Source organism: Parvularcula lutaonensis, assembly GCF_014651915.1.
GTDB classification, from domain to species: domain Bacteria; phylum Pseudomonadota; class Alphaproteobacteria; order Caulobacterales; family Parvularculaceae; genus Parvularcula; species Parvularcula lutaonensis.
Window position 1 is genome coordinate 20,968 of sequence record NZ_BMXU01000001.1, and the last position, 21,747, is coordinate 42,714.

20 protein-coding genes are annotated in these 21,747 nt (G+C 63.1%); 9 read left to right on the forward strand and 11 right to left on the reverse strand.

All coding sequences use genetic code 11. The features are described from left to right. Positions 1–14: 14 nt before the first annotated feature. A complete protein-coding gene (locus IE053_RS00110) occupies positions 15–1,022 on the forward strand; it encodes an alpha-ketoacid dehydrogenase subunit beta (protein WP_189574565.1) in 1,008 nt (335 codons plus the stop codon). A gap of 325 nt (positions 1,023–1,347) precedes the next feature. Further along, positions 1,348–2,955 carry a 2-oxo acid dehydrogenase subunit E2 gene (locus tag IE053_RS00115; RefSeq protein WP_189570272.1) on the forward strand — a complete coding sequence of 536 codons (1,608 nt, stop codon included), beginning with the start codon at positions 1,348–1,350 and terminating at the stop codon, positions 2,953–2,955. Here IE053_RS00115 and IE053_RS00120 read toward each other — a convergent pair. From IE053_RS00120 to IE053_RS00130, 3 genes are read right to left on the reverse strand one after another with little or no spacing between them, the layout of a single operon-like run. Beyond that, entirely contained in the window at positions 2,952–3,491 is a 540-nt protein-coding gene (locus tag IE053_RS00120) for a hypothetical protein (protein WP_189570274.1), read from the reverse strand. The two genes, IE053_RS00115 and IE053_RS00120, sit on opposite strands and share 4 nt — an antisense overlap. Before the next feature lie 5 nt (positions 3,492–3,496). Then, positions 3,497–4,390: a hypothetical protein gene (locus tag IE053_RS00125; protein ID WP_189570276.1), complete on the reverse strand. Its 894-nt coding sequence runs from the start codon at positions 4,388–4,390 to the stop codon at positions 3,497–3,499. A gap of 4 nt (positions 4,391–4,394) precedes the next feature. After that, positions 4,395–5,543, reverse strand: coding sequence for an isovaleryl-CoA dehydrogenase (locus IE053_RS00130; RefSeq protein WP_189574568.1), 1,149 nt, complete (start codon positions 5,541–5,543; stop codon positions 4,395–4,397). Positions 5,544–5,846: 303 nt separating this feature from the next. On the opposite strand from IE053_RS00130, the gene IE053_RS00135 reads away from it, so the two are divergent. Beyond that, complete coding sequence (locus tag IE053_RS00135; protein WP_194570774.1) at positions 5,847–7,448, forward strand: carboxyl transferase domain-containing protein; 1,602 nt, start codon at positions 5,847–5,849, stop codon at positions 7,446–7,448. A gap of 11 nt (positions 7,449–7,459) precedes the next feature. Further along, positions 7,460–9,418, forward strand: coding sequence for an acetyl/propionyl/methylcrotonyl-CoA carboxylase subunit alpha (locus tag IE053_RS00140; protein ID WP_189570278.1), 1,959 nt, complete (start codon positions 7,460–7,462; stop codon positions 9,416–9,418). A gap of 13 nt (positions 9,419–9,431) precedes the next feature. On the opposite strand, the gene IE053_RS00145 is transcribed toward IE053_RS00140, so the two are convergent. Then, positions 9,432–10,607, reverse strand: coding sequence for a hypothetical protein (locus IE053_RS00145; protein WP_189570280.1), 1,176 nt, complete (start codon positions 10,605–10,607; stop codon positions 9,432–9,434). Positions 10,608–10,664: 57 nt separating this feature from the next. On the opposite strand from IE053_RS00145, the gene IE053_RS00150 reads away from it, so the two are divergent. Both IE053_RS00150 and IE053_RS00155 read left to right on the forward strand, forming a co-directional pair. Further along, the gene (locus tag IE053_RS00150) at positions 10,665–11,423 is read left to right on the forward strand and encodes an SDR family NAD(P)-dependent oxidoreductase (protein ID WP_229785990.1); all 759 of its coding nucleotides are present in this window, start codon (positions 10,665–10,667) and stop codon (positions 11,421–11,423) included. A gap of 2 nt (positions 11,424–11,425) precedes the next feature. Continuing rightward, positions 11,426–11,845 (forward strand): DUF4149 domain-containing protein, encoded by a 420-nt coding sequence (locus tag IE053_RS00155; protein ID WP_189570282.1) that lies wholly within the window; start codon positions 11,426–11,428, stop codon positions 11,843–11,845. A gap of 406 nt (positions 11,846–12,251) precedes the next feature. Here IE053_RS00155 and IE053_RS00160 read toward each other — a convergent pair whose 3' ends face one another. The 6 genes from IE053_RS00160 to fabA all read right to left on the reverse strand — a co-directional run bounded on the left by IE053_RS00160 (position 12,252) and on the right by fabA (position 17,376). Then, positions 12,252–13,073, reverse strand: coding sequence for an enoyl-ACP reductase FabI (locus IE053_RS00160; RefSeq protein WP_189570285.1), 822 nt, complete (start codon positions 13,071–13,073; stop codon positions 12,252–12,254). Between the two features lie 233 nt (positions 13,074–13,306). After that, on the reverse strand, positions 13,307–14,188 hold the full coding sequence (locus tag IE053_RS00165) for a hypothetical protein (protein WP_189570287.1): 882 nt from the start codon (positions 14,186–14,188) through the stop codon (positions 13,307–13,309). A 79-nt stretch (positions 14,189–14,267) separates the two neighbouring features. Continuing rightward, entirely contained in the window at positions 14,268–14,732 is a 465-nt protein-coding gene (locus IE053_RS00170) for a hypothetical protein (RefSeq protein ID WP_189570288.1), read from the reverse strand. A 45-nt stretch (positions 14,733–14,777) separates the two neighbouring features. After that, positions 14,778–15,521 carry an ankyrin repeat domain-containing protein gene (locus tag IE053_RS00175; RefSeq protein ID WP_189570290.1) on the reverse strand — a complete coding sequence of 248 codons (744 nt, stop codon included), beginning with the start codon at positions 15,519–15,521 and terminating at the stop codon, positions 14,778–14,780. A gap of 5 nt (positions 15,522–15,526) precedes the next feature. Beyond that, on the reverse strand, positions 15,527–16,747 hold the full coding sequence (fabB, locus tag IE053_RS00180) for a beta-ketoacyl-ACP synthase I (RefSeq protein ID WP_189570292.1): 1,221 nt from the start codon (positions 16,745–16,747) through the stop codon (positions 15,527–15,529). A 95-nt stretch (positions 16,748–16,842) separates the two neighbouring features. After that, on the reverse strand, positions 16,843–17,376 hold the full coding sequence (gene fabA, locus IE053_RS00185; protein WP_189570294.1) for a 3-hydroxyacyl-[acyl-carrier-protein] dehydratase FabA: 534 nt from the start codon (positions 17,374–17,376) through the stop codon (positions 16,843–16,845). Between the two features lie 94 nt (positions 17,377–17,470). Here fabA and IE053_RS00190 point away from each other — a divergent pair, with 94 nt between their 5' ends. After that, positions 17,471–18,055 carry a thymidine kinase gene (locus tag IE053_RS00190; RefSeq protein ID WP_189570296.1) on the forward strand — a complete coding sequence of 195 codons (585 nt, stop codon included), beginning with the start codon at positions 17,471–17,473 and terminating at the stop codon, positions 18,053–18,055. Between the two features lie 319 nt (positions 18,056–18,374). Further along, positions 18,375–18,992, forward strand: coding sequence for a glutathione S-transferase family protein (locus IE053_RS00195; protein WP_189570298.1), 618 nt, complete (start codon positions 18,375–18,377; stop codon positions 18,990–18,992). Between the two features lie 69 nt (positions 18,993–19,061). Here the strand turns inward: IE053_RS00195 and galU are convergent, their stop codons facing one another. Continuing rightward, positions 19,062–19,925, reverse strand: a complete 864-nt coding sequence (gene galU / locus IE053_RS00200; RefSeq protein WP_189570300.1) for a UTP--glucose-1-phosphate uridylyltransferase GalU — start codon at positions 19,923–19,925, stop codon at positions 19,062–19,064. 429 nt (positions 19,926–20,354) lie between these two features. On the opposite strand from galU, the gene IE053_RS00205 reads away from it, so the two are divergent. Continuing rightward, positions 20,355–21,662, forward strand: coding sequence for a class I SAM-dependent methyltransferase (locus IE053_RS00205; protein ID WP_189570301.1), 1,308 nt, complete (start codon positions 20,355–20,357; stop codon positions 21,660–21,662). Positions 21,663–21,747: the final 85 nt, after the last annotated feature.

Sequence of the window (21,747 nt, forward strand, 5' to 3'; positions counted from 1 at the left end):
CCAACACCAAGACCATGAATATGATCGAAGCCATCCGCGACGCCCACGACGTCGCGATGGAGCGGGATGATGATGTCGTCGTCTTCGGTGAGGATGCGGGCTATTTCGGTGGCGTCTTCCGCTGCACGGCGGGACTCCAGGAGAAATACGGCACCTCGCGCTGCTTCGATGCTCCGATCGCGGAAAGCGGCATTGTTGGCGCCGGTATCGGCATGGCGGCCTACGGCCTGAAGCCTGTGATAGAAATTCAGTTTGCGGACTACATAACTCCGGCCTACGACCAGATCAGCCAGGAAGCAGCCCGCATCCGCTACCGGTCGAACGGCCAGTTCACCTGCCCGATCGTCATCCGTACACCCACCGGCGGCGGCATCTATGGCGGCCAGACACACAGCCAGTCGCCCGAGGCGATCTTCACCCATGTCACGGGCCTCAAGGTCTTGATCCCGTCCAACCCCTACGACGCCAAGGGCCTCCTCATTGCCGCGATCGAGGACCCGGACCCGGTCATCATTCTTGAGCCGAAGCGCCTCTATAATGGCCCGTTCGAGGGCTATCACGACCGCGCGCTCAAGGGCTGGAAAGACCATGAAGACGGCCAGGTGCCCGAAGGCTACTACACCGTCGAGATCGGCAAGGCGAAGACCGTCCGTGCAGGGAACGCCGTCACGGTCCTCTGCTACGGCAACATGGTCCATGTCTGCCAGGCGGCGCAGGAGGAGGCCGGCGTCGATGCCGAGATCATCGATCTCCGCTCGCTCCTGCCCCTCGACCTTGAAGCCATCGAAACCTCGGTGAAGAAAACCGGCCGCTGCGTCATCGTCCATGAGGCGACCAAGACCTGCGGCTATGGCGCCGAGCTGATGGCCCTCGTGCAGGAGCGCTGCTTCTACCACCTCGAAGCGCCGATCACCCGCGTCACCGGCTGGGATACGCCGTACCCCCACGCCCAGGAATGGACCTACTTCCCAGGCCCGACGAGGGTCGCGGCGGCGCTGAAGAAGGTTGTTGAAGCGAAGTGACAGTGGCGGAGCGTTCCCCATTTGGACAGCTCATGCGTAGGCTCTGTCCGGATCTTGGCCTCTGCGGAACGGTACGTAGAGGCAAGCCACTTCACGTCAGTATGCTGATTCCTCGCGAGGGCCGGATCTCAGCGGATGAGTTTGCCTGCTTGGCAATCCTCGCTGACGGTGGGAACCCATTCGACTCCAGAGCTAAGTCATCCAGACATCGCAGCCGGATAGCCCAGTACTTCGTTGAATGCTTCGATGCAGAATGGGCGCATGTCTCCGAGCTAACCTATTCCGACGCTGATCTGGCACGCCCAGATGAGGAAGAGACCACAGAATGAGCATCCACACCATCAAACTGCCCGATGTCGGCGAAGGCGTGACGGAAGCGGAGTTTGTCGAGCTCCATGTGAAGGTCGGCGATATGGTCGAGCCTGACCAGAACCTCGTCGACGTGATGACCGACAAGGCCACCGTCGAGGTGCCGAGCCCCCGCGCGGGCAAGGTCGTGTGGATCGGCGCGGAGCCGGGCGACACCGTCGCCGTCGGTGCCGAGATCATCAAGATCGAAATGGATGACCAGGCGGCCGAAGAGGCTCCGACTACTGAGTCTGCCCCTGCTCCCAAGCAAGAAACGAAAGCGGAGCCCGCTCCGGCGCCTGCGCCGTCCGGCGGAACCTCCGAATACGTCATCAAGCTTCCCGATGTGGGCGAGGGCGTGACCGAGGCCGAAATCGTCGAGTTCCACGTCAAGGAAGGCGACACGGTCGAGCCTGACCAGAATCTTGCCGACGTGATGACCGACAAGGCCACCGTCGAGATCCCGAGCCCCCGCAAGGGCACCGTCTCCTGGATCGGCGCGGCTCCGGGCGACACGGTCGCTGTGGGCGCGGAGATCATCAAGCTCGCCGTTGAGGGCAAGGGCGGCGAGGCGAAGCCCGCTGCTGCCGATGTCGCGCCAGTCGTCGATCAGCCTGCGGAGATTGCGCAGTCCGGCGCGGTCAAGGGCGCGGATCCTGTCCCCGCCGCCGTCTCGACCGCGCCGAAGCGCTCCGGCGGCAAGGTGCTCGCCGCGCCTGCCGTCCGTGCACGGGCGATGACCAAGGGGATCGATCTTGCCGAGGTGCAGGGCACCGGCCCCGAAGGCCGCGTCACCCATGAAGACCTCGACGCCTTCGTCAAAAGCGGCGGCCAGGCCAGACCTTCGCACGCTCGCCCCGTTGGCGGCACGGGCTCGGGACCCAACACGTCTACGGAAGAAATCAAGGTCATCGGCCTCCGCCGCAAGATCGCGGAGAAGATGCAGGCCGCCAAGCGCCACATCCCGCACATCACCTATGTCGACGAGGTCGACATGACGGCGGTGGAAGAGCTGCGCCAGCACATGAACAAGACGAAGCGGGACGACCAGCCCAAGCTGACGGTCCTGCCCTTCATCGCGAAAGCCATCGTCCGTGCGCTGGAAGACTTCCCGCAGATGAGCGCCCATTACGATGACGAAGCGGGCATCGTCACCCGCTACGGCGCGGCCCATATCGGCATCGCAACGCAGACGGACAATGGCCTCATGGTTCCTGTCCTGCGCCATGCCGAGGCGATGGACCTCCACGAGATGGCGAACGAGATCGCACGGCTGTCGAAAGCCGCCCGCGACGGTTCCGCCAAACGGGAAGAGCTTTCGGGCTCATCGATCACCATCACCTCGCTGGGTCCGATCGGCGGCATCACTACCACGCCGATCATCAACCGCCCTGAGGTCGCCATCGTCGGCCCGAACAAGATCCAGACCCTGCCACGCTTCAACGCGTCGGGTCAGGTCGAGGCGCGCAAGATCATGAACCTTTCCTCGAGCTTCGATCATCGCATCATCGACGGCTACGAAGCGGCGGAGTTCGTCCAGCGGATCAAGGGTTATCTCGAATTCCCGGCGACGCTCTTCATCTAGCGAAGTGCGCGCAGCACCGTCCCGTAATCGGTGTTGTCCTGCTCCATGAAGCCGAGCTTGCTCGCGATCTCGGAGCATTCCTCGTAGCTCGGCGACTCGAGCGCCAGCGTGTCGAGGCGCTTGCCTGCGACCATGACGGAAGTCGCCTCCACCTCGGACGTGCCGCACTGGAACAGCCGGCGGTGCTTGCGCACGTCGACGATAGCGATCGACCCGATCGCGGCCTCGAGCAATGCCTTGCCAAGCTCCGTCTCCTTCGCCTCGCCAAGGAGGCCATCGAGGGTGCGAGAGCCTGATACCGGCTGTTCCACGGCCTTCACCCAACGTTCGCAACCGCCGCGGTTCTCGAGCAGCTCCTTGACCTCGAACAGCTTGCCGCCGCGGATCTTGGCGCTGATATGTTCAGCCGGGGTCAGGAAATAGACGTCGGACCGGTATTCGGATTTCAGCTCCTGGCCAAGCAGGCTCGTGATCCGGGCCACCTTCTCGGCGCCGGATTCAGGCCAGATCCTGTATTCCCAACGATCGTCTCTCATGGCTCTCAAGCGGGTGGTTTGTAACCGTACCGCTCGTAGTCTTCACCATAAGCCTTAAAAAAATGAGCGATGACCGCAGCGTCTTCTGCAAGAACCTTCCGGTCGAGGGCAGGAGCCTTGCCGCGCCGGGGCAGGGCGATGCCCTCGTAGAGCACGCGCCGGAAGCCTTCCGGGTCGGCCGCCTTCGGCACATAGTGACCTGAAGCGCCGAGCGCTTCGAGCGCGCTCTTCGGCGTGCGCGGCAGGCCGAACCGCTCTTCGATCGCCGGCAGGGCCTCGGCGGTCTCCTCGAGCCGGATCAGTTGAGGCGCGCCTTGGGGTAGCTCTTTTTCGTAGAGGTTGAACTGCCGCGCCTCGTGCCCGTCGAGGCGGCGATGGTCCTCGCCCGCCACCCACGCGAGGAACGCCGCAAAAGGCATCTGCGCCTCCGGGCCCGCAAGCCCCTGCGACTTGGCGATCCTCCGCCTGATCCCGTGCCGGTGATCGCCGGGTGAGAGGGCATCTATACCCTGCAGGGCCATATAGCTGGAAAAGGCCCGGTCTGCGGGGTCACGGACAAGCTTCAAAACCGGCCGTTCCCGGATCGCCCGTTCAAGGTCGGCCATGTAGCCAGGGCGCATCAGGAACACTTCCTGCTCGTAGCGGTGGACGAACTCGTGATGCGCTTTCGCCTCGCTCAGAAGGCCAGCGTGCTGGAAGAACCAGGCAACCCCCAGCGTCGATCCTGCCTTCTGCGACGTGATAAGGATGAAGGGTACGTCGGGGTGGTAGAGAGGAACCCGCTGATGCTCGCGCAGCCCGTCATGGGGAAACAGCGCCCGCCAGCGCACTGACCAGCGGGCCAGCGCTTTCTCGTCGAGGCCGAGAAGGCGCGCCGTTTTCCCTGGAAGGCTCGGCAAGTCTTCAGGCCGTCAGCTTGAAGAGTTCACGACCGATCAGCATGCGGCGGATCTCCGACGTGCCGGCGCCGATTTCGTACAGCTTCGCATCACGCAGGAGGCGACCGGTCGGGTACTCGTTGATATAACCGTTGCCACCAAGGAGCTGGATCGCATCGAGAGCGACCTGTGTTGCTTTTTCTGCTGCATACAGAATGGCTCCGGCTGCATCCTGCCGGGTCGTCTCGCCGCGGTCGCAAGCGGCGTTGACGGCGTAGACATAGGCGCGGCAGGCATTCATCGTCGAATACATGTCGGCAATCTTGCCCTGGACGAGCTGGAATTCGCCGATCGGTTTGCCGAACTGTTCGCGCTCATGGATGTAGCCGAGGGAGACATCGAGCGCGGCGCGCATGATGCCCAGCGGGCCTGCGGCGAGAACCGCGCGTTCGTAATCGAGGCCGGACATCAGCACACGGACGCCCTCACCGACGCCGCCCATGACCTGTTCCTCGGGCACTTCGCAGTCCTCGAAAACCAGTTCGCAGGTATTCGAGCCGCGCATGCCCAGCTTGTCGAGCTTCTGAGCTGTCGAGAAACCCTTGAAGCCCTTCTCGATCAGGAAGGCGGTGATGCCCCGAGCGCCAGCTTCGGGATCGGTCTTGGCATAGACCACCAGTGTATCGGCATCTGGGCCGTTGGTGATCCACATCTTGTTGCCGTTGAGGATGTACCTGTCGCCCTTCTTCTCTGCACGGAGCTTCATGGAGACGACGTCGGAGCCCGCGCCCGGCTCGGACATGGCCAGCGCACCGACATGTTCACCGGAGATAAGCTTGGGCAGGTACTTGGCCCGCTGTGCGTCGCTGCCATTGAGGGCGATCTGGTTGACGCAGAGGTTCGAGTGGGCGCCGTAGGAAAGGCCGATCGAGGCCGAGCCGCGGCTGATCTCTTCCATCACCACCGCATGGGCGAGATAGCCCATTCCCGCGCCCCCATATTCTTCGGGTACCGTGATGCCGAGCACGCCAATATCACCGAGTTCTTTCCAGAGATGGGCTGGAAACTCGTTTTTCCGATCCGTCTCGGCGGCGATCGGCGCGATGCGGTCGTCGACGAAACGCGCGACCACGGTCCGGACCTCTTCGATCTCCTCAGGCAGGCCGAAATTCATGCCTTGGAAGCTGTTGGCAAGCATGGCGGGTCCTCCAGAATATTCGTCATTTCTTGCGCCGCTTGTGGCGCTTTGGAGCAGGCGTGGCAACTGTTCGAGGCGTGGCTTCGCGCCGCCGCATGGCGCGGCAGGAAGCTGCGCATTGCGCATGAACCGCGCCGGTTCAGGCCATCGAAACGGCCTCCTGAGGCTGCATTCTCCTATAGGCAAACCTGACCCGCAATGGCGGCCTGTCTCGCTGGCATTTCGCGCTGAATGCTTTAGTTCAGCCCGGAAAAAGCAAGACAAGAAGAGGGAGCGCCGGTGCCGATCATCGAGACGCAGCTCGACACCGCGAGCGAGGAGTTCCGCCGCCGCCTGGGCGAGATGGAACCCCTGATCGAGGAACTGAAGGCCAAGGTCGCCGAGGCGCGCGAGGGCGGTGGCCCCGAGCGCAACGCCCGGCACAAGAAGCGCGGAAAGATGCTGGCACGGGAGCGGATCAACGCGCTCATCGATCCGGGATCTGATTTTCTTGAGATCGGCCAACTCGCTGCGAACGGCATGTATTCTGGCGATATCCACTGCGCCGGGATCATCTCCGGCGTCGGCCAGGTCGAGGGGCGTCAGTGCCTGATCGCCGCCAATGACCCGACGGTGAAGGGCGGCACCTATCACCCGATGACGGTGAAGAAGCACCTCCGCGCCCAGGAAATTGCCGACGAGAATCGGCTGCCCTGTCTCTACCTCGTCGAATCGGGCGGGGCTTTCCTGCCGATGCAGGACGAGGTCTTTCCGGACAAGGACGATTTCGGCCGCATCTTCTACAACCAGGCGCGGATGAGCGCCAAAAGCATCCCGCAGATCTCCGTCGTCCACGGATCATCCACGGCGGGCGGTGCCTATGTCCCGGCCATGTCTGACGAGACAGTCATCGTTAAGGAGCAGGGGACCATCTTCCTCGCGGGCCCGCCCCTCGTGAAGGCCGCTACCTCCGAAGTGGTGAGTGCCGAGGAACTGGGCGGCGGCGATGTCCATACCCGCATCTCCGGCGTCTCGGACCACCTTGCCGACAACGACCGTCACGCCCTAGCGATCGCACGGGAGATCGTCGCGACCCTGCCGATGGGACCGAGCTTCGAACATTTCGAGTTCGACGATCCGCTCTACCCGGCCCACGAGCTTCGCGGCACGGCGGAGACGGACCTGCGCCGCCCGTTTGATATCAAGGAGATCATTGCGCGGATCGTCGACGGCTCGCGCTTCCACGAGTTCAAGGCCCGCTACGGCGAAACCCTTGTCTGCGGCTTTGCAGAGATCGAGGGCATGCCGGTCGCGATTCTCGGCAATAACGGCGTGCTCTTCGCGGAAAGTGCGCAGAAGGGCGCCCACTTCATCGAACTGGCCTGCGCCCGGAAGATCCCGCTTCTCTTCCTTCAGAACATTACCGGCTTCATGGTCGGCAAGGAGGCCGAACACGGCGGCATTGCCAAGCATGGCGCGAAGCTCGTCACTGCCGTCTCCTGCGCCAATGTGCCGAAGATCACCGTCATCGTCGGCGGCTCCTACGGCGCGGGCAATTACGGCATGTGCGGCAGGGCCTACGGCCCGCGCTTCCTCTATATGTGGCCCAATGCCCGCATCTCCGTTATGGGCGGCAGCGCGGCGGCGAACGTTCTCGCCACCGTCCGCGAGGATGCCATGGCCGCGAGAGGCCAGACGTGGACGGAGGAAGAGCGCAACGCCTTCAAACGTCCGATCGAGGAGCAGTTCGAGGAGCAGGGCTCGCCCTACTACTCCACCGCTCGCCTCTGGGACGACGGTATTATCGACCCGGCGGACACCCGCCACGTCGTCGGCATGTCTCTCCGCGCAGCGCTCAACGCCCCGATCGAGGAAACGCGCTTCGGCGTGTTCCGGATGTAGGAGGTCCACGGATGTTCAAGAAACTCCTTATCGCCAACAGGGGCGAGATCGCCTGCCGGGTCATCAAGACGGCGCGCCGCCTCGGCGTAAAGACCGTGGCCGTTTATTCAGACGCGGACAAACACGCCCTTCACGTGCGGATGGCGGACGAAGCTTACCACCTCGGCCCGCCCGCAGCTTCGGAGAGCTATCTCCTCTCAGGCAAGATCATCGAGGTCGCCAAGTCCTGCGGGGCAGAGGCGATCCACCCCGGCTACGGCTTCCTGTCAGAGAATGCAGGCTTCAGCCGCGCCTGTGAGGAAGCGGGCATCGCCTTCGTCGGCCCCAAGCCGCACACGATCGAAGCCATGGGATCGAAGGCGAAAGCCAAGGAGCTCATGGGCAAGGCCGGCGTGCCGATGCTCCAGGGCTATCAGGGTGAGGATCAATCCCTCGCCACCTTCAAGGCCGAGGCCGAGCGTATCGGCTACCCCGTCCTTCTGAAGGCGGCTGCCGGCGGCGGCGGCAAGGGTATGCGGATCGTCGAGCGGCCCGAGGACCTTGAAGGCGAACTTGAAAGCGCCAAGCGCGAGGCAAAATCAGCCTTCGGCGATGACCGCTTTATCGTCGAGAAATTCCTGGCAGCGCCGCGGCATGTGGAGGTGCAGGTCTTCGGGGACAGCCATGGCAATGTCGTCCACCTGTTCGAACGTGATTGCTCCGTCCAGCGACGTTACCAGAAAGTGATCGAGGAGGCTCCTGCTCCCAACATCCCTGATGCCACGCGCGCCGCGTTGCACAAGGCTGCCGTCGATGCCGCGAGGGCCGTTGACTATGTCGGCGCGGGTACCGTCGAGTTCCTTTATGACGGCAAGGACGGCGTCTACTTCATGGAGATGAACACCCGACTGCAGGTCGAACATCCGGTAACGGAGGAAATTACCGGCATCGACCTCGTCGAATGGCAGCTTCGCGCCGCCGCTGGTGAGCCGGTCCCCCTCAGGCAGGACGAGATCCAGCAGCGCGGCCACGCTGTCGAAGCGCGTCTTTATGCCGAGGATCCCGAAGAGAACTACCTGCCGCAAATCGGCCGCCTGACGCGCTTCGATTTCGGCGAACTTTCCGGTGAGAGCGGCGCACCCCTGCGGCTCGACACGGGCGTCGCGCCCGGCGATGCGATCACCCCCTTCTACGACCCGATGATCGCAAAGGTTATCACCTATGCCGAAACCCGTGAGGACGCCGTGGCAAGCCTCGCCAATGCCCTCGCAACGGCGGATATCGGCGGGCTCGTCACCAACCGCGACTTCCTCGTCCGTATCCTGCGGCACCCTGAGTTCCGTGAAGCTCCGCCTACGACAAAGTTTCTGTCCGAGCACGACCTCGCCACGGGAGAGAACGACATCTCGGACGCGGCGCTCATCGCTGCCGCTATCGTCGCGGCGTCCGACGGGGGCGATCCCGAAGACGCGCTCGGCTTCCGCCTCAACGCGGCCAAGGCACTAGCGATGACGCTCGTACGCAACCGCAAGCCGGTGGATGTCACCGTGCGCAAGGACGGCCGCGACTGGACCGCAAGCTTTGACGGCGAGGATGTGCCTGTCGAGGTCGCCATGGCCGGCGAAAGCTTCACCGTCATTTCCGGCGAAAGCTCGAAGGATGTCGAGTGGGGGTGGTCCGATGGCCATGCCGTCTTCCTGACGGCGGGCGGCGAAACCCTCCGTGTGCCGCTCTTTGATCCCTTTGTCGAGGCAGGCGCGGCGGATGCCGAGGCGGCAGCCCTTTCCTCGCCCATGCCTGCCACGGTGACAGGCGTCATGGTCAGGGAAGGCGACACTGTCTCCGCGGGCCAGCCGCTTGTCACCCTCGAGGCGATGAAGATGGAGACCGTCATCAAGGCACCCCATGACGGGACCATTTCGGCGGTGCACTTCGCAAAGGGTGAGAGTGCACCGAAGGGCGCGCAGCTCGCGGAGATGGCCACAGGGTAGGACGCGCTGCGTCCTATTCCAGCCTGTTCCGGTCACGGAAGGTGATGATCTGGAGCTTGTCTTCCCCGACATGCTCCGCCACCGCGCGGTCGAGCTCGAGGCGGCTGAACCGGAACCACTCATTGTCCTCGAGCACGCGCCGCGTTTCGCCCGCAACTCCGCCCATGGCACCGATATAGCCCGAGATCGCGAAGACAAGGCCCGAGCCGGCGGCAAGGAGGAATTCCTCGCTCGCGCGCTCCGGGAACAGCCGCGCGGAGACCAGCGCGCCGACCACGATGACAGCAATCGTCAGGACAAATCCGCCTGCGGAATAAAGGGTTGCGTTTCGGTTCGCCTGGTACATCTGGTTCCGCACAAGGCGCTCGGAAAGCAGGAGCCTTTGGGCCAGCCAGTGATAGGCCAGGGTCCAGATCGCCGCCTCTTCCTTCAGCTCCTCGACCTGGTTCATCCGCTTGTTGCGCTCGACATTGAGTGCCTGGCGCTTGGCCACCTGGAAGTTCTGGTTGAGCTGCGAGAACCGGCTGGTGATCGTGTTGTCAAAGCCCAGCAGGTTCCTCTGCTGGGCGAACTTGTAAGGCCACTGATAGATCAGCGTCAGCACGAAGACGCCAAGCAGGGCCGCCATCGGCCAGGCCAGCACCTGCGCCGAACGCGGGCCAATCATCGGGATCTCGATTGTCTCGCTCGGCATCAGGTCGTGGATACCGAGGGCGACCATCGCCGACAGAAGGGCGATCAACGGCGTGTACCAGAGAAGCAGGCGGCGTGCATTGTCATTGAGGACCCGTCGGAAGTCCGATGACCATTTGACGAAGCCCGCATCCTCGCTGCCCACATGGACGCCGAGGGAGGCTTCGAGTTCCTGCAGCTCGACTTCCTCGTAGAACAACGAACCCGGCGGGAAGAGCGAGAAGGGGTGGCGGAAATAGGTCTCGGAGTGCCCGACCATCTCGCGCGCCTTGTCGAGATTGAACTCCGATGCCGACACCACCGGTAGCTTCGGCCGCCCGATCTCGCGAAACAGGAAGGTGTAGGGCCTTGCCGGGGTCAGCTCGACCTTGGCAGCTTCGGCGTCACGCCCAGCCTCCGCGACAAGGCTGCCCGACGCTTTGCGCGCTGCGGTTCCGCCGAAAAGGCGGGCAACGAGGCGTGGGAAGAAGAGTAAAATTCGAATAAGCGCTGCCATGCTTAACAGATTGACATCTTGCGGGCATGAAACAAGGCAGAGCGTCGGAGAAAACGCATGACGGATACCATGAATGGCAGGCTCGCGCTGGTCACCGGCGCTACCTCCGGCATCGGCAAGGCCACGGCCGAGCGGCTGGTTTCACTGGGTGCCGAAGTGATCGGCACGGGCAGGCGGCTCGAAAGGCTCGAAGCGCTGAAGGACGAACTCGGTGAGCGCTTCCGCTACGCCCGGCTCGATATGACCGATGTGGATGCGGTGAAGACCTTCGTGGGCGATCTGAGCCGTACGCCGGATATTCTCGTCAACAATGCTGGCCTCGCGCTCGGGCTTTCAGGGGCCGATGAAGCGAGCCTCGAGGACTGGGACAGGATGATCGACACCAACATCCGCGGACTCGTCCACATCACCCGCGCACTCCTGCCGAAGATGAAGCCGATGGAGCGCTCGGACATCATCAACATTTCCTCCGTAGCCGGAAGTTACCCTTATCCCGGCGGCAATGCCTATGGCGCGACCAAGGCCTTCGTGACGCAGTTCTCGCTGAACCTCCGCGCTGATCTGATCGGCTCGAAGGTGCGGGTGACGTCGGTGGAGCCGGGGCTGACGGAGACGGAGTTCTCTGAAGTGCGCTTTGCCGGGGACAAGGAGAAGGCTGCCAAGGTTTATGAGAACACGGAGCACCTGACCGGCGAGGATATCGCACGGGTGATCTGCGACGTTCTTGCCCTGCCTGCGCATATCAACATCAACCGGGTCGAGGTCATGCCGGTCTGCCAAGCCTTCGGCGCTTTCAACATCGCGCGGGGGTGCTAGGGATGGAGCTGACTCAGGAAGTCATCCGGAACCTGCTGACCGCCTGCGTTTTCGGCAGCATTATCTTCTTCCCAACTGTTGTCGCGCCAGTGGTGTTCCGCGTCCTCGATGGCGACCAGGCAAGCGACGTCCTGCGCCAGCTTTTCCCGCGCTACTACCTGTTCCTGATCATCACCTCGGGCCTCGGGGCACTCGCCTCTTGGGGCGAGCCGATGCAGGCGGCGGGTCTCGCGTTCATCAGCCTGACGACGGTCTTTGTGCGGCAGGTCCTCACCCCGAAGATCAACGAATGGCGCGATGCCGAGATGGACGGCGACGCAGCTGCAGGCGCGAAGTTCAAGCGCGGCCACCGGATCTCGGTGGTGCTGAACCTCGTCCAGCTCCTGATCGCGGGTGCCGTTCTCGCGAGGGTGGCGGGTTAGTCAGTGCACGTCATCTAGATCGTCACGGCGATTGCAGTGCTCGCCCTCATTGCGGCCTGGCCGTTGCGTCTCGTTTTCGGCGACGGCGGTGAGCAAATCGTATTGTACTTCGGCGCTGGCATGGCAGTGACTTATCGAGTTATCGCCTTTTGGCGTGGGGAGGGGAGAGTATATCTCTGCCCTCCTCTCGATCCTTTACACGGCAGTCGTTTGCGTAGCCTTGCATTCGCTGAATATCCGAATGTCGTACGAGATCTTCGGCTCCCGCAGTCCTGACTTTCAATCCAAGGGAGAAATGGTCGTCCTGTGAGTATCAGTGGCCGCAGCGATCGTTGGGGTCACTGCGGTGCTGATAATCGTCATTACTTAGACTAATGTTGTTTGGTTTTTGTCTCGCAGGGATTGACTACTCCGACTTCATCACTTCCTCATCGGGAAAGCCCACAATATGGAACCCGGCATCCACATGAAGCACTTCGCCTGTGATCGACTTTCCGAGGGCTGACAAAAGATAGAGCGCGCAGCCCGCAACGCCTGCCGGGTCCGTGTCCTCGCGCAGGGGAGCCCACTTACGGCCTTCGGACAGCAGCGACCGCCCGCCCGAGATACCGCCCAGCGAAAGCGTCTTGATCGCACCAGCCGAAATCGCGTTGCAGCGGATGCCTTTCGGTCCGAGATCCCGCGCGATATAGCGGGTGGAGGCTTCAAGCGCCGCTTTCGCCACACCCATCACATTGTAGCTCGGGATCACGCGCTCGGAACCGAGATAGGTCAGCGTCACCAAGGAGCCACCGGGCGCCATCATCGGCGCGGCGCGGCGCGCGGCATCGACAAAGCTAAACGCGGAGATGTCCATCGAGCGGGCGAAGTTCGCGCGGGTCGTGTTCTCGACAAAGGAGCCCTTGAGCTCATCCTTGTCCGAGAAGGCGATGGCGTGGACGAGGCCGTGCATCTCGCCCCATTCGTCCTTGATGGTGCTGAACACCTTCTCCATCGACTCGTCGGAGGTGACGTCGCAGTGCAGCATCAGCTTGACGCCCAGCTCTTCGGCCAGCGGGCGCACGCGCTTCTCCATCGCCTCGATGTAGGTGAAGCCCAGCTCGGCCCCCTGCGCCGCCAGCTGCTGGGCGATGGCCCAGGCGATCGAGTTCTTGTTCGCGACCCCCATGACAAGGACCTTGTTGCCCTTCATCAGGTCACCGGTCGGGTAGGTGGTCTCGTCGCTCATCGGGTCTCTCCAAAGTCCTGTCCGCTGGGCAATACCGGAGTGCGCGGGTGAGGCCAAGTCGCGCCGGCGGTTCACTTGGACGCCAAGTTTCGGGACCCGATGTTCGCCGCGCTGGCGACCAATGTCATGCGCTGCATCTCCACCGCCTGCGCGAAGCGAGTGTCCAGGTCGCGTTCGGCGTGACGAAGCTCGAAGCCATTCCCGTAACTCCGGAAATGGACTTCGTCGCCTGATTAGGGACCTGAAGGGTCTGGGTTGAGGGCTGTTGCCCGCGCCTGGGCGATGACATCCGCAGCATCCTGGCCAGTTCGGTTGCGTCCGGACTGGTCGAAGGTGGCCGCGCCTTGCTCGACCATGTCGTAGAAGTCGCGCAGGCCTTGCGCGCTCAAATCATCCGACAGCGCCACATAGAGCTGGTCTAGTTGGCTCGTTGCGCCCGAGAACGCCGCAAGCACGAGTCCGAAGAAAACCTCGTCTGCCGCCGCATTGGCCGAGCTGTCGAGGGTCGCAATCGCTGGCACTGTGGTCATCGGGTCGAACTGCCCGCCCGCGGAAAACGCATCCGCCACCAGCCGGTAGCCAGACTCGACACCGCGGGAAGATATGTTCTGGACGACACCGCCCGCGCGGGCGAGGGCGACATTGAACGCCATTTCCGAAAGCGGGGTGACCGAAACGGTCATCTGGCCGCCGGTCTGCGGAATATCGATCGGTGCACGGAGGAGGGGCACGTCGTAGCGGTCGCCTGTGGTCTCGTCCTCGTAGGAGCAGTTGCTCGCTTCGATGATCGCCGGGCCGACATAGTCGTTAACGGTCAGGGTGAAGCGAACGTCTGCGGCGGTTGGCTGGGGGACGGGGTTGCCGTTGGTGCTGAAGTTCTGGCCCACCACGACACCCGCAGGACGGTAGGAGATATCTGTCAGGGCCGTGCCCACCGGCTCGCGGATGACCACGTCGCAATAGGCAAAGCCCTTGGCAACGACACCCGTCACCGTGGTCGAGACGCCCGGAATGTACTCGCCGCCGGGCTCGTCATCGAGAAGGTCTTCGTAGCAGCCGGTCAGGCCCAGCAACGCGACGGCCGCGATGCCAGTATTGCGAAACGTGCCGAACATTCTCTCTTCCTTTTCTGCCCCGTGCCCGGACTATCAAGAAAGTCTGAACCGCTGGCATCGCCGGAGAGAAGAAGTCGCATCACCTTGGTAAGGTTAAATTCGGTCTTGCTGCGTGGCCACCGAACCAGCCCCGGCGCCTTTTCAGGAAGAGCGCTACACTGACGATCAGGCCGGCGGCATAGGAGGCGATGCAGGCATCGACCACATAGGTCATCCAGCTTGCATGGACCCCGTAAAGGTCTGGCGCCCAGACATCGGGCGGCACCTGCCAGAGCGCCTGCGCCAAGTCCTGTACGACGCAGCGATTGCCTGCGACAAGGCGCTGCGCCTCGACCCCCAGGGGCAGGCTCGCGATGCCCCAATAGATCCAGTCCGCCCGGTCCTTCCATGCCCGCCACGCCATCACTGGCCCGCTGGCGAAGACCAGCGCTGTAAGAGCCGTATGGAGGCTGAGGAGGAGGTGGATCGCCCAAGCGTTCTCCGCCGGCATTTCGGGCGGCGTCATGAAGGGCCAGATGGTCGGCAGCGCCTCCGCCCCGGTCATGCCTGTGTCCCGCACCGATCGCGCAGCCCGTTCCGCATGGCCATGTCAGTCCTCGGTACTCGACAGCGGACGGTAGCCGCCCATCAGGTTGCGCTCCATGCCATTGCCCCAGCCCGCGCCGTGGTCGGAGGTCAGCTCCGACACTTGCTTTTGCGAAATTCGGTGGTCGCCATAGGCGAGAAGTGCCAGAACCGAGCCTGGCCTGAGATGCATGCTGGCCCAGCCGAGCGGGGTGTCGCCATGGGCGTCACGGCGCTCCTTGTCCGCTCCCCGGTCCAGCAGCAGGCGAATGATCTCCGGGTCGGCATAGGCGGCGGCACGGTGGAGTGGCGTCTCGCCCCGTGTCCGCACGTCCCGCATGAAGGCATCGGTGGGCATGTTGTCCGCCGTCTGCGCATTGGGGTTTGCCCCATGGTCAAGCAGCACGCGCACCGTATAGATGAAATGCGGCCTGTTGGCCTTGCAGAGCGCCGAATGAAGCGCCGTCTCCCGAGAGCGCGGAAGCTGGTGGTTGGGGTCTGCGCCAAGGCCGAGCAGGAAGTCGCAGACCTTCCAGTGTCCGAAGAACGCCGCGCTGTTGAGCCGCGCGCCGAGCGTCTCGAAAGGGATGGCGCCGCCCCGGTCATGGACCAGGCGCAGCGCCGTTGTGTCATTGTAATAGATGAACCAATCGATCGGGTTCGGAAACGGCGCTGCCAGGCTCTCCCGCCAGCCATCCTGTTTCATCAGTTCCGTGACGAGATCGGTCCGGCCATCAATGATCAGCCTCAGGATCTCGTCACGGGTCAAGGCCGTCAGCCCTCGTATTTCGCCACGGCGAGGGAGGCATTGGTGCCGCCGAAGCCAAAGCTGTTGGTCAGCGCTGCCTGAAGGTCGACACCTTCTTTCAGCTCCCGGATAATTGGCAGCCCGACAAATTCTTCGCCCAGCTTTTCAATGTTGGCGGAGGCGGCAAGAAAGCGCTCTTTCATCTGAAGAAGCGTGAACACCAGCTCCTGAGCGCCGACGGCGCCAAGCGAGTGCCCTGTGAGCGACTTGGTCGAGGCGAAGGGCGGGACATCGTCGCCGAAGACTTCCTTGATCGCGGCCGCTTCGCGGGTGTCGCCAATCGGCGTCGAGGTGCCGTGGGTGTTGATATAGCCGATCTTCTGCCGGACGGTTTCGAGCGCCTTTTTCATGCAACGCACGGCGCCTTCACCCGACGGCGCAACCATGTCGTAGCCGTCCGAGTTGGCCGCATAGCCGACGATCTCGCCCCAGATCTTCGCGCCGCGGGCGACTGCACGTTCGAGCGACTCGACCACGACGGTCGCCGCGCCACCCGCGATGACGAAGCCGTCTCGTGCGGCATCGTATGCACGCGAAGCAAGCGTCGGGGTGTCATTGTAGTCGGAGGACATCGCACCCATGGCGTCGAACATGTTGCACAGGGTCCAGTCGAGATCTTCGCCGCCGCCGGCAAAGATCACGTCCTGCTTGCCCATGGCCACCTGCTCATAGGCGTGGCCGATGCAGTGCACGGACGTCGCACAGGCCGAGCTGATCGAATAGTTGAGCCCCTTGATCTTGAATGGCACGGCAAGGCAGGCGGAGTTGGTCGAACTCATCGCCTTCGGAACGGCTGTCGGGCCGATCCTGCGCGGGCTGCCGGTCTCGCGTGTCTTGTCAGCGGCCATGACGATCGTCTCCGTGGACGGACCGCCCGAGCCCATGACGATGCCCGTCATCTCGTGGCTAACCTCGTCTTCAGTCAGGCCAGCGTCCTCGATCGCATCGCGCATGGCAATGTAGTTCCAGGCGGCACCCTCGCCCATGAAGCGGCGGGTCTTCTTGTCGAGCACTTCCTCGACATCGACATTCGGCTTGCCCCAAACGCGGGACTTGAATCCGTGCTCGGCCATCTCATCGGAAAAGCTGATGCCGGAGATGCCCTCACGGAGGCTCTTTGTCACTTCTTCGAGAGTGCTGCCAATCGATGAGACGATTCCCATCCCGGTGATCACGACGCGGCGCATAGGTTTCTCCTTACAATAGCCGGAGAGGGCGCCCGCAACATGCCGGCGCCGGCCTCCCTCGGGGTACGGCCCTCACCGGGCCTTTCATCAATGCCTCAGCCGAGGACTGAGCCTTCGAGCTGTTCCATCGGGAACAGGCCGACCCGCAGGTCCTTGGCCTCGTAGATCTGGTGGCCATCGACAAACATTTTACCGTCCGCGATCGCCAACACCAATTTGCCGCGCATGGCGCGGCGGATATCGATTTCGTAGCGCACGAGCTTGTTGTCCGGGCGGACCTGGCCAGAGAATTTCACTTGCCCGGCGCCCAGCGCCCGGCCGTGCCCCGGGCTGCCGCCCCAGGTCAGGAAGAAGCCCGTCAGCTGCCACAACGCATCGAGTCCGAGGCAGCCCGGCATGACCGGGTCGCCGGGGAAGTGGCACTCGAAAAACCACAGGTCCGGCTTGATATCGAGTTCGGCGATGACCTGGCCTTTGCCATAGCTACCGCCTTCATCGGAAATATGGGTGATCCGGTCCGCCATCAGCATCGGCGGAACGGGAAGCTGCGCCGTGCCCGGACCCCGAAGCCCGTTGCGGCCGCACTCAAGAAGCTCTTCGTAAGTGAAGGAGGATTTGCGCTCGGTCATAGCCCGCGGCGTAGCGGCGCTGCGGGGCAGGGGTCAATCGGGGAAGCGGGGAAGGCGGGTCTCCTCGCGCGGAATCGGCTAGAGCGGCATCACCATGTCCAAGCTCTACTTCACCTACAGCGCCATGAATGCCGGCAAGTCGGCGATCCTCCTGCAGGCGGCGCACAACTACCGCGAGCGCGGGATGCAAGTCATGCTGTGGACCTCGGGGCACCATGCCGTGGACGAAGCTGCGACGATGGGGAAGATCGAGTCGCGCATCGGGCTTCACGCTGAGGCCCACATCTTCCGTCCGGAGACGGATCTCTTCGCCGCTATCGGCAAAGAGATCCGGGCCAATGGCATCGACGCTGCCTTCCTCGACGAGGCACAGTTCCTGTCCGAGGCGCAGGTGTGGCAGCTTGCGAAAGTCGCCGACGAGCTGCGCATCCCGGTCCTCTGCTATGGTCTGCGCACGGACTTCCAGGGTCAGCTCTTCGAGGGTGCGGCGACCCTCCTCGCCATTGCCGATGATTTGCGCGAGGCGCGCACGATCTGCCATTGCGGCAAGAAGGCGACGATGAACCTGCGCCGGGACGATCACGGTGACGCCGTGCGTGAAGGCCAGCAGGTCGAGGTCGACAAGTCGGAGTACGTCTCCCTCTGCCGCAAGCACTGGCTCGAGAGCATGGGCCGGTAGCTGTCCGGAACTTGCCTCGGAATGCGCTGGATCGTCTAACATCAGCTTTCAGCAGGAGAAGGGCGACTGGTGCCGTTTCCACGCCGCCTGCTGGTCTTCGGAAGTCCGGCCGAGGGAGTGCGCTCCTGAGGCTGATGGTCCCTTACGGGCGTGAGCTGATGTTCGGCCGTTCGCAGGAGAGAGGCGCCGGAGGCGCCGCGCGGTGATCCCTTCACGGACGGTCGCCCCTGGGGAGCGCCGCGGATGACCTATGTCCGCTCTGCAGTCCCCGCTATCCCTCGCGCATGAGGCTGCTACACCTCTGCCAAAGGGAGGTCCCATGACCATCAAACTCCACCACCTGCGCGTCGGGCGCAGTGTTTTCACGGCCTGGCTGCTCGAAGAGCTTGGCCTCGACTACGATCTTGAGATCTACATCCGTAACGAGATGGGCCGTGCGCCGCCCGAGTTGAAAGACGTCCACCCCCTCGGCAAGTCTCCGGTCATCGAGGTCGACGGCTTCACCCTCGCCGAGAACGCCGCCATTGCCACCTATCTCGTGGAGAGCCACAACCCGGACGGCAAGTTTCTTCCGCCCAAGGAAGGCAAGGCGCGGGGGCAGTGGCTCCAGTGGCTCCACTACCCCGAAGGCTCGGCTTTCGCTCCTCTCCTCATCCAACTCCTCCTGTCGCGTACGGAGGACCCCAAGCCGATGCTGATCTCGATGTTTGCAGCCGGGGAGACGGCTCTGCACCTTGGCTACATCCGCGACCAGCTCGGCGATAACGACTTCATCCTCGGCGATGAGATGACGCTGCCGGACTTCGGCGTCACTTATATCTGTCACATGGCCGACCGTCTCGGTCTGCTGGCGGACTATCCGACGCTCAAAGCCTATGCAGAGCGCAACACCGCGCGCCCTGCCTTCCAGAAGGCAATGGAAAAGACCGGAGGCTGAGGCCCAGGCCGCACCTCCGGCACCTTAACGCATGAAATGGTGCGGAGGTTCGGATGGGACCGGTGCGTCCTAGTTCTGGACGTAGTCCTTGATGGCTGCGCCGATCTCCGGATTGTCCATGCCAAAGGCGATGTTCGCCTTCACGAAGCCCTCGATCGAGCCGCAGTCATGGCTTTCGCCCGTGAAGGTGGCGGCGATGAACTTCTGCTTGCCGAGCAGCTTGGCCATGGAGTCGGTAAGTTGGATTTCGTTTCCTGCCCCCGGCTTCTGGTCTTCGAGAAGGTCGAAGATCTCCGGCTGCAGGATGTAGCGACCGGTGATCGAGTAGTTCGACGGCGCCTCGGCGGGGTCGGGTTTCTCGACCATTCCGGTCATCTCGACCGCGCCGTTCGACCATTCACCCTTGGGCGCAATGATGCCGTATTTGTTGACCTGGTCCCGAGGCACCTCCTCGACGGCGATGACGTTGGAGCCGTCCTCATAGCGGTCCATCATCTCCTTGAGGGCCTTGGGCGCGCCCTTGATGATGACGTCAGGCAGGATCACGGCGAACGGCTCGCGGCCCACGATGTCCCGTGCGCACCACACGGCGTGGCCGAGGCCGAGGGCCTTCTGTTGCCGGGTGAAGGAGGTGCGGCCAGGTTCAAGGACGCTTTCGAGGGTCGCTTCGAGGATCTTGGTCTTGTTCTTCTTCTCGAGGGCCTGTTCCAGCTCGACCTGGTGATCGAAATAGTCCTCGATGGCGCCCTTGCCGCGACCGGTTACGAAGCAGAGATGTTCGAACCCGGCCTCCAGCGCTTCCTCCATGATGTAGTGGATCAGCGGACGGTCCACGACGGTCAGGAGTTCTTTCGGGATCGCCTTGGAAGCGGGGAGGACCCGCGTTCCGAAACCGGCGACGGGAATGACGGCTTTTCTCGGTCGAATGCTCATGGCTGCGTTGTAACGGCGCAAGCGCCCCTGCCAACCGCTTTTCCGCTTGCGATGCAGTTCTTCCGACCTCACGTTCTGATCAACGGAAGCAATTGTAAAGGAGGTGATCGGATGTCGAGTCAGATGATCCGTCGTTCGTGTGGGGTTCGTGGTCTTGGCGAGGGCTTTGAGCAGCCTCGGGCCTGATCCGTTCCACCTTCTGACATTTTGTCCGATGCCCGCGTGGGCGACGACACTGACGAAGCCGCGGGCAGCCCCCGCGGCTTTTTCCGTGCCCGCCGCTAGAAGCGGGGCAAAAATGGATCTCAGGTTACGGTGGGGATAACAGATTTATCCGTTTACCGATCTTAAACCCTTATCTTAGCGGGTCTTTTACCGTGGTTTGGCAGCTTGCGTCCCGTATTCGAGTATTCTGCCGGGAACGAGACCATGGGAATAGCAGCGGCCATCAGTTACTGCCGGGCCTGCCACGGAACAACGCTGACCCATGCGTTCGAGATCGGCGATGGTGTCGAGTGGGTCTATTGCGGCGATCATGACGGGCGATCGGGATGCGGTCTTCTTCAGCGTGCCGAAGTCTATGAAGAACGCCCCGCGCCTCTCGCCCTCGACACATCGTGGACGGATGAGTTCCGCCTGAAGGCGGCCGCCCATCAGACTCTCGAGATGCTGTCGACCCGCGAGGGGACGGCCCTGGACATTGGCTGCGGCTCGGGCACGCTGGCCCGCGCCTATCCCCGCTGGATCGTGCCGATCGGTCTTGACCCTTCGCTGCCGGAAACGGGTCCCCAGGACTGGGGTGTCGGTATCAAGGAAGACTTCCTTTCCGCTGACGGCCAGAACGCCCTCAAGAAGATCGGCGTCAAGAAGTTCGATATCATCACCGCGATCTCCGTACTCGGAGAGATGGACGACCCGCTTGCCTTCTTCCTTCGTGCCAAGACCTGGCTCGCCAAGGACGGCGTCATGGTGCTCGAGACGCCCTATGCGGCCCTCGCTCTCACCCGGACTCTTGCCGGTACGTTCCATCAGCGTGCGGAGGCTGTATACACCCTCGCCGTTCTCCAGCGCATCGCGCAGGCCACAGGTTTCTCGATCGTCCGCGGGTGCATGACCGAGACCCAAGGCGGCTCGCTCCGCCTGTTTCTCACCCATGACGATTATTCCGGTCACGATTACGCGCCTTGGCGCGAACAGCTTGCTCGCCTCTGGGATGAGGAAAGCGCCCTGTCACTGGTGGGGCCGTCCGCGTACCGTGCGTTCGAGATGCGCGTTAATCAGCGCACAGCAGAAGTCTATGGCTTCTCCGAGGCTCTCGCGCGCCATGGCCTCCATGCCTACCTTCTCGGCACCGGTCCGCGCATGGACATGATCCTCGATGCTTCGGGGTTCGACACCGAGGTCATCGCCGCCGCCATCGGCCTGCCTCAGGTAGCGACGCCCTTTGAGGTGATCTCCGAAGAAGAAGGCCGGGCCTGCCCGCCGGATGTTCTGATCGCCGATGGCGCCTACAAGCGCGAGGTCCTCGAGAACTGGCACCAGTTCGTCATGGATGGCGGCCGCATCGCCTTCCTCGAGCCAGAGCTTCTGATCGTCGACGGCACCAACTACCCCCGAGAGCTTGGCCGCACCCTTGCCGTCACCGACGGTCCGGGCAGCGTCGACACACTGCGCGCAGCCCTCTCGGCCATGCGCAAGCCCGCACAGCTGGTGGTGGTGTCGAAGAACCGCGCCTGACCGGCTCGCCATCCACTGCGGCCTTCGGGGCCCGTGCTTTCCGGTCGCGCCTCTGCTAGGGCGCGCCCGCTGTAGGAGAGCTTTG

Excerpts from the sequence above, each read along its gene's own strand:
- IE053_RS00190 (WP_189570296.1), top strand. The coding sequence starts at position 17,471 with ATGTCCAAGCTCTACTTCACCTACAGCGCCATGAATGCCGGCAAGTCG.
- IE053_RS00150 (WP_229785990.1), top strand. The coding sequence starts at position 10,665 with ATGACGGATACCATGAATGGCAGGCTCGCGCTGGTCACCGGCGCTACC.
- galU (WP_189570300.1), bottom strand. The coding sequence starts at position 19,925 with ATGAGCATTCGACCGAGAAAAGCCGTCATTCCCGTCGCCGGTTTCGGA.
- IE053_RS00195 (WP_189570298.1), top strand. The coding sequence starts at position 18,375 with ATGACCATCAAACTCCACCACCTGCGCGTCGGGCGCAGTGTTTTCACG.
- fabA (WP_189570294.1), bottom strand. The coding sequence starts at position 17,376 with ATGACCGAGCGCAAATCCTCCTTCACTTACGAAGAGCTTCTTGAGTGC.
- IE053_RS00140 (WP_189570278.1), top strand. The coding sequence starts at position 7,460 with ATGTTCAAGAAACTCCTTATCGCCAACAGGGGCGAGATCGCCTGCCGG.
- fabB (WP_189570292.1), bottom strand. The coding sequence starts at position 16,747 with ATGCGCCGCGTCGTGATCACCGGGATGGGAATCGTCTCATCGATTGGC.
- IE053_RS00110 (WP_189574565.1), top strand. The coding sequence starts at position 15 with ATGAATATGATCGAAGCCATCCGCGACGCCCACGACGTCGCGATGGAG.
- IE053_RS00155 (WP_189570282.1), top strand. The coding sequence starts at position 11,426 with ATGGAGCTGACTCAGGAAGTCATCCGGAACCTGCTGACCGCCTGCGTT.
- IE053_RS00165 (WP_189570287.1), bottom strand. The coding sequence starts at position 14,188 with ATGTTCGGCACGTTTCGCAATACTGGCATCGCGGCCGTCGCGTTGCTG.
- IE053_RS00115 (WP_189570272.1), top strand. The coding sequence starts at position 1,348 with ATGAGCATCCACACCATCAAACTGCCCGATGTCGGCGAAGGCGTGACG.
- IE053_RS00205 (WP_189570301.1), top strand. The coding sequence starts at position 20,355 with ATGGGAATAGCAGCGGCCATCAGTTACTGCCGGGCCTGCCACGGAACA.
- IE053_RS00160 (WP_189570285.1), bottom strand. The coding sequence starts at position 13,073 with ATGAGCGACGAGACCACCTACCCGACCGGTGACCTGATGAAGGGCAAC.
- IE053_RS00170 (WP_189570288.1), bottom strand. The coding sequence starts at position 14,732 with ATGACCGGGGCGGAGGCGCTGCCGACCATCTGGCCCTTCATGACGCCG.
- IE053_RS00145 (WP_189570280.1), bottom strand. The coding sequence starts at position 10,607 with ATGGCAGCGCTTATTCGAATTTTACTCTTCTTCCCACGCCTCGTTGCC.
- IE053_RS00130 (WP_189574568.1), bottom strand. The coding sequence starts at position 5,543 with ATGAATTTCGGCCTGCCTGAGGAGATCGAAGAGGTCCGGACCGTGGTC.
- IE053_RS00120 (WP_189570274.1), bottom strand. The coding sequence starts at position 3,491 with ATGAGAGACGATCGTTGGGAATACAGGATCTGGCCTGAATCCGGCGCC.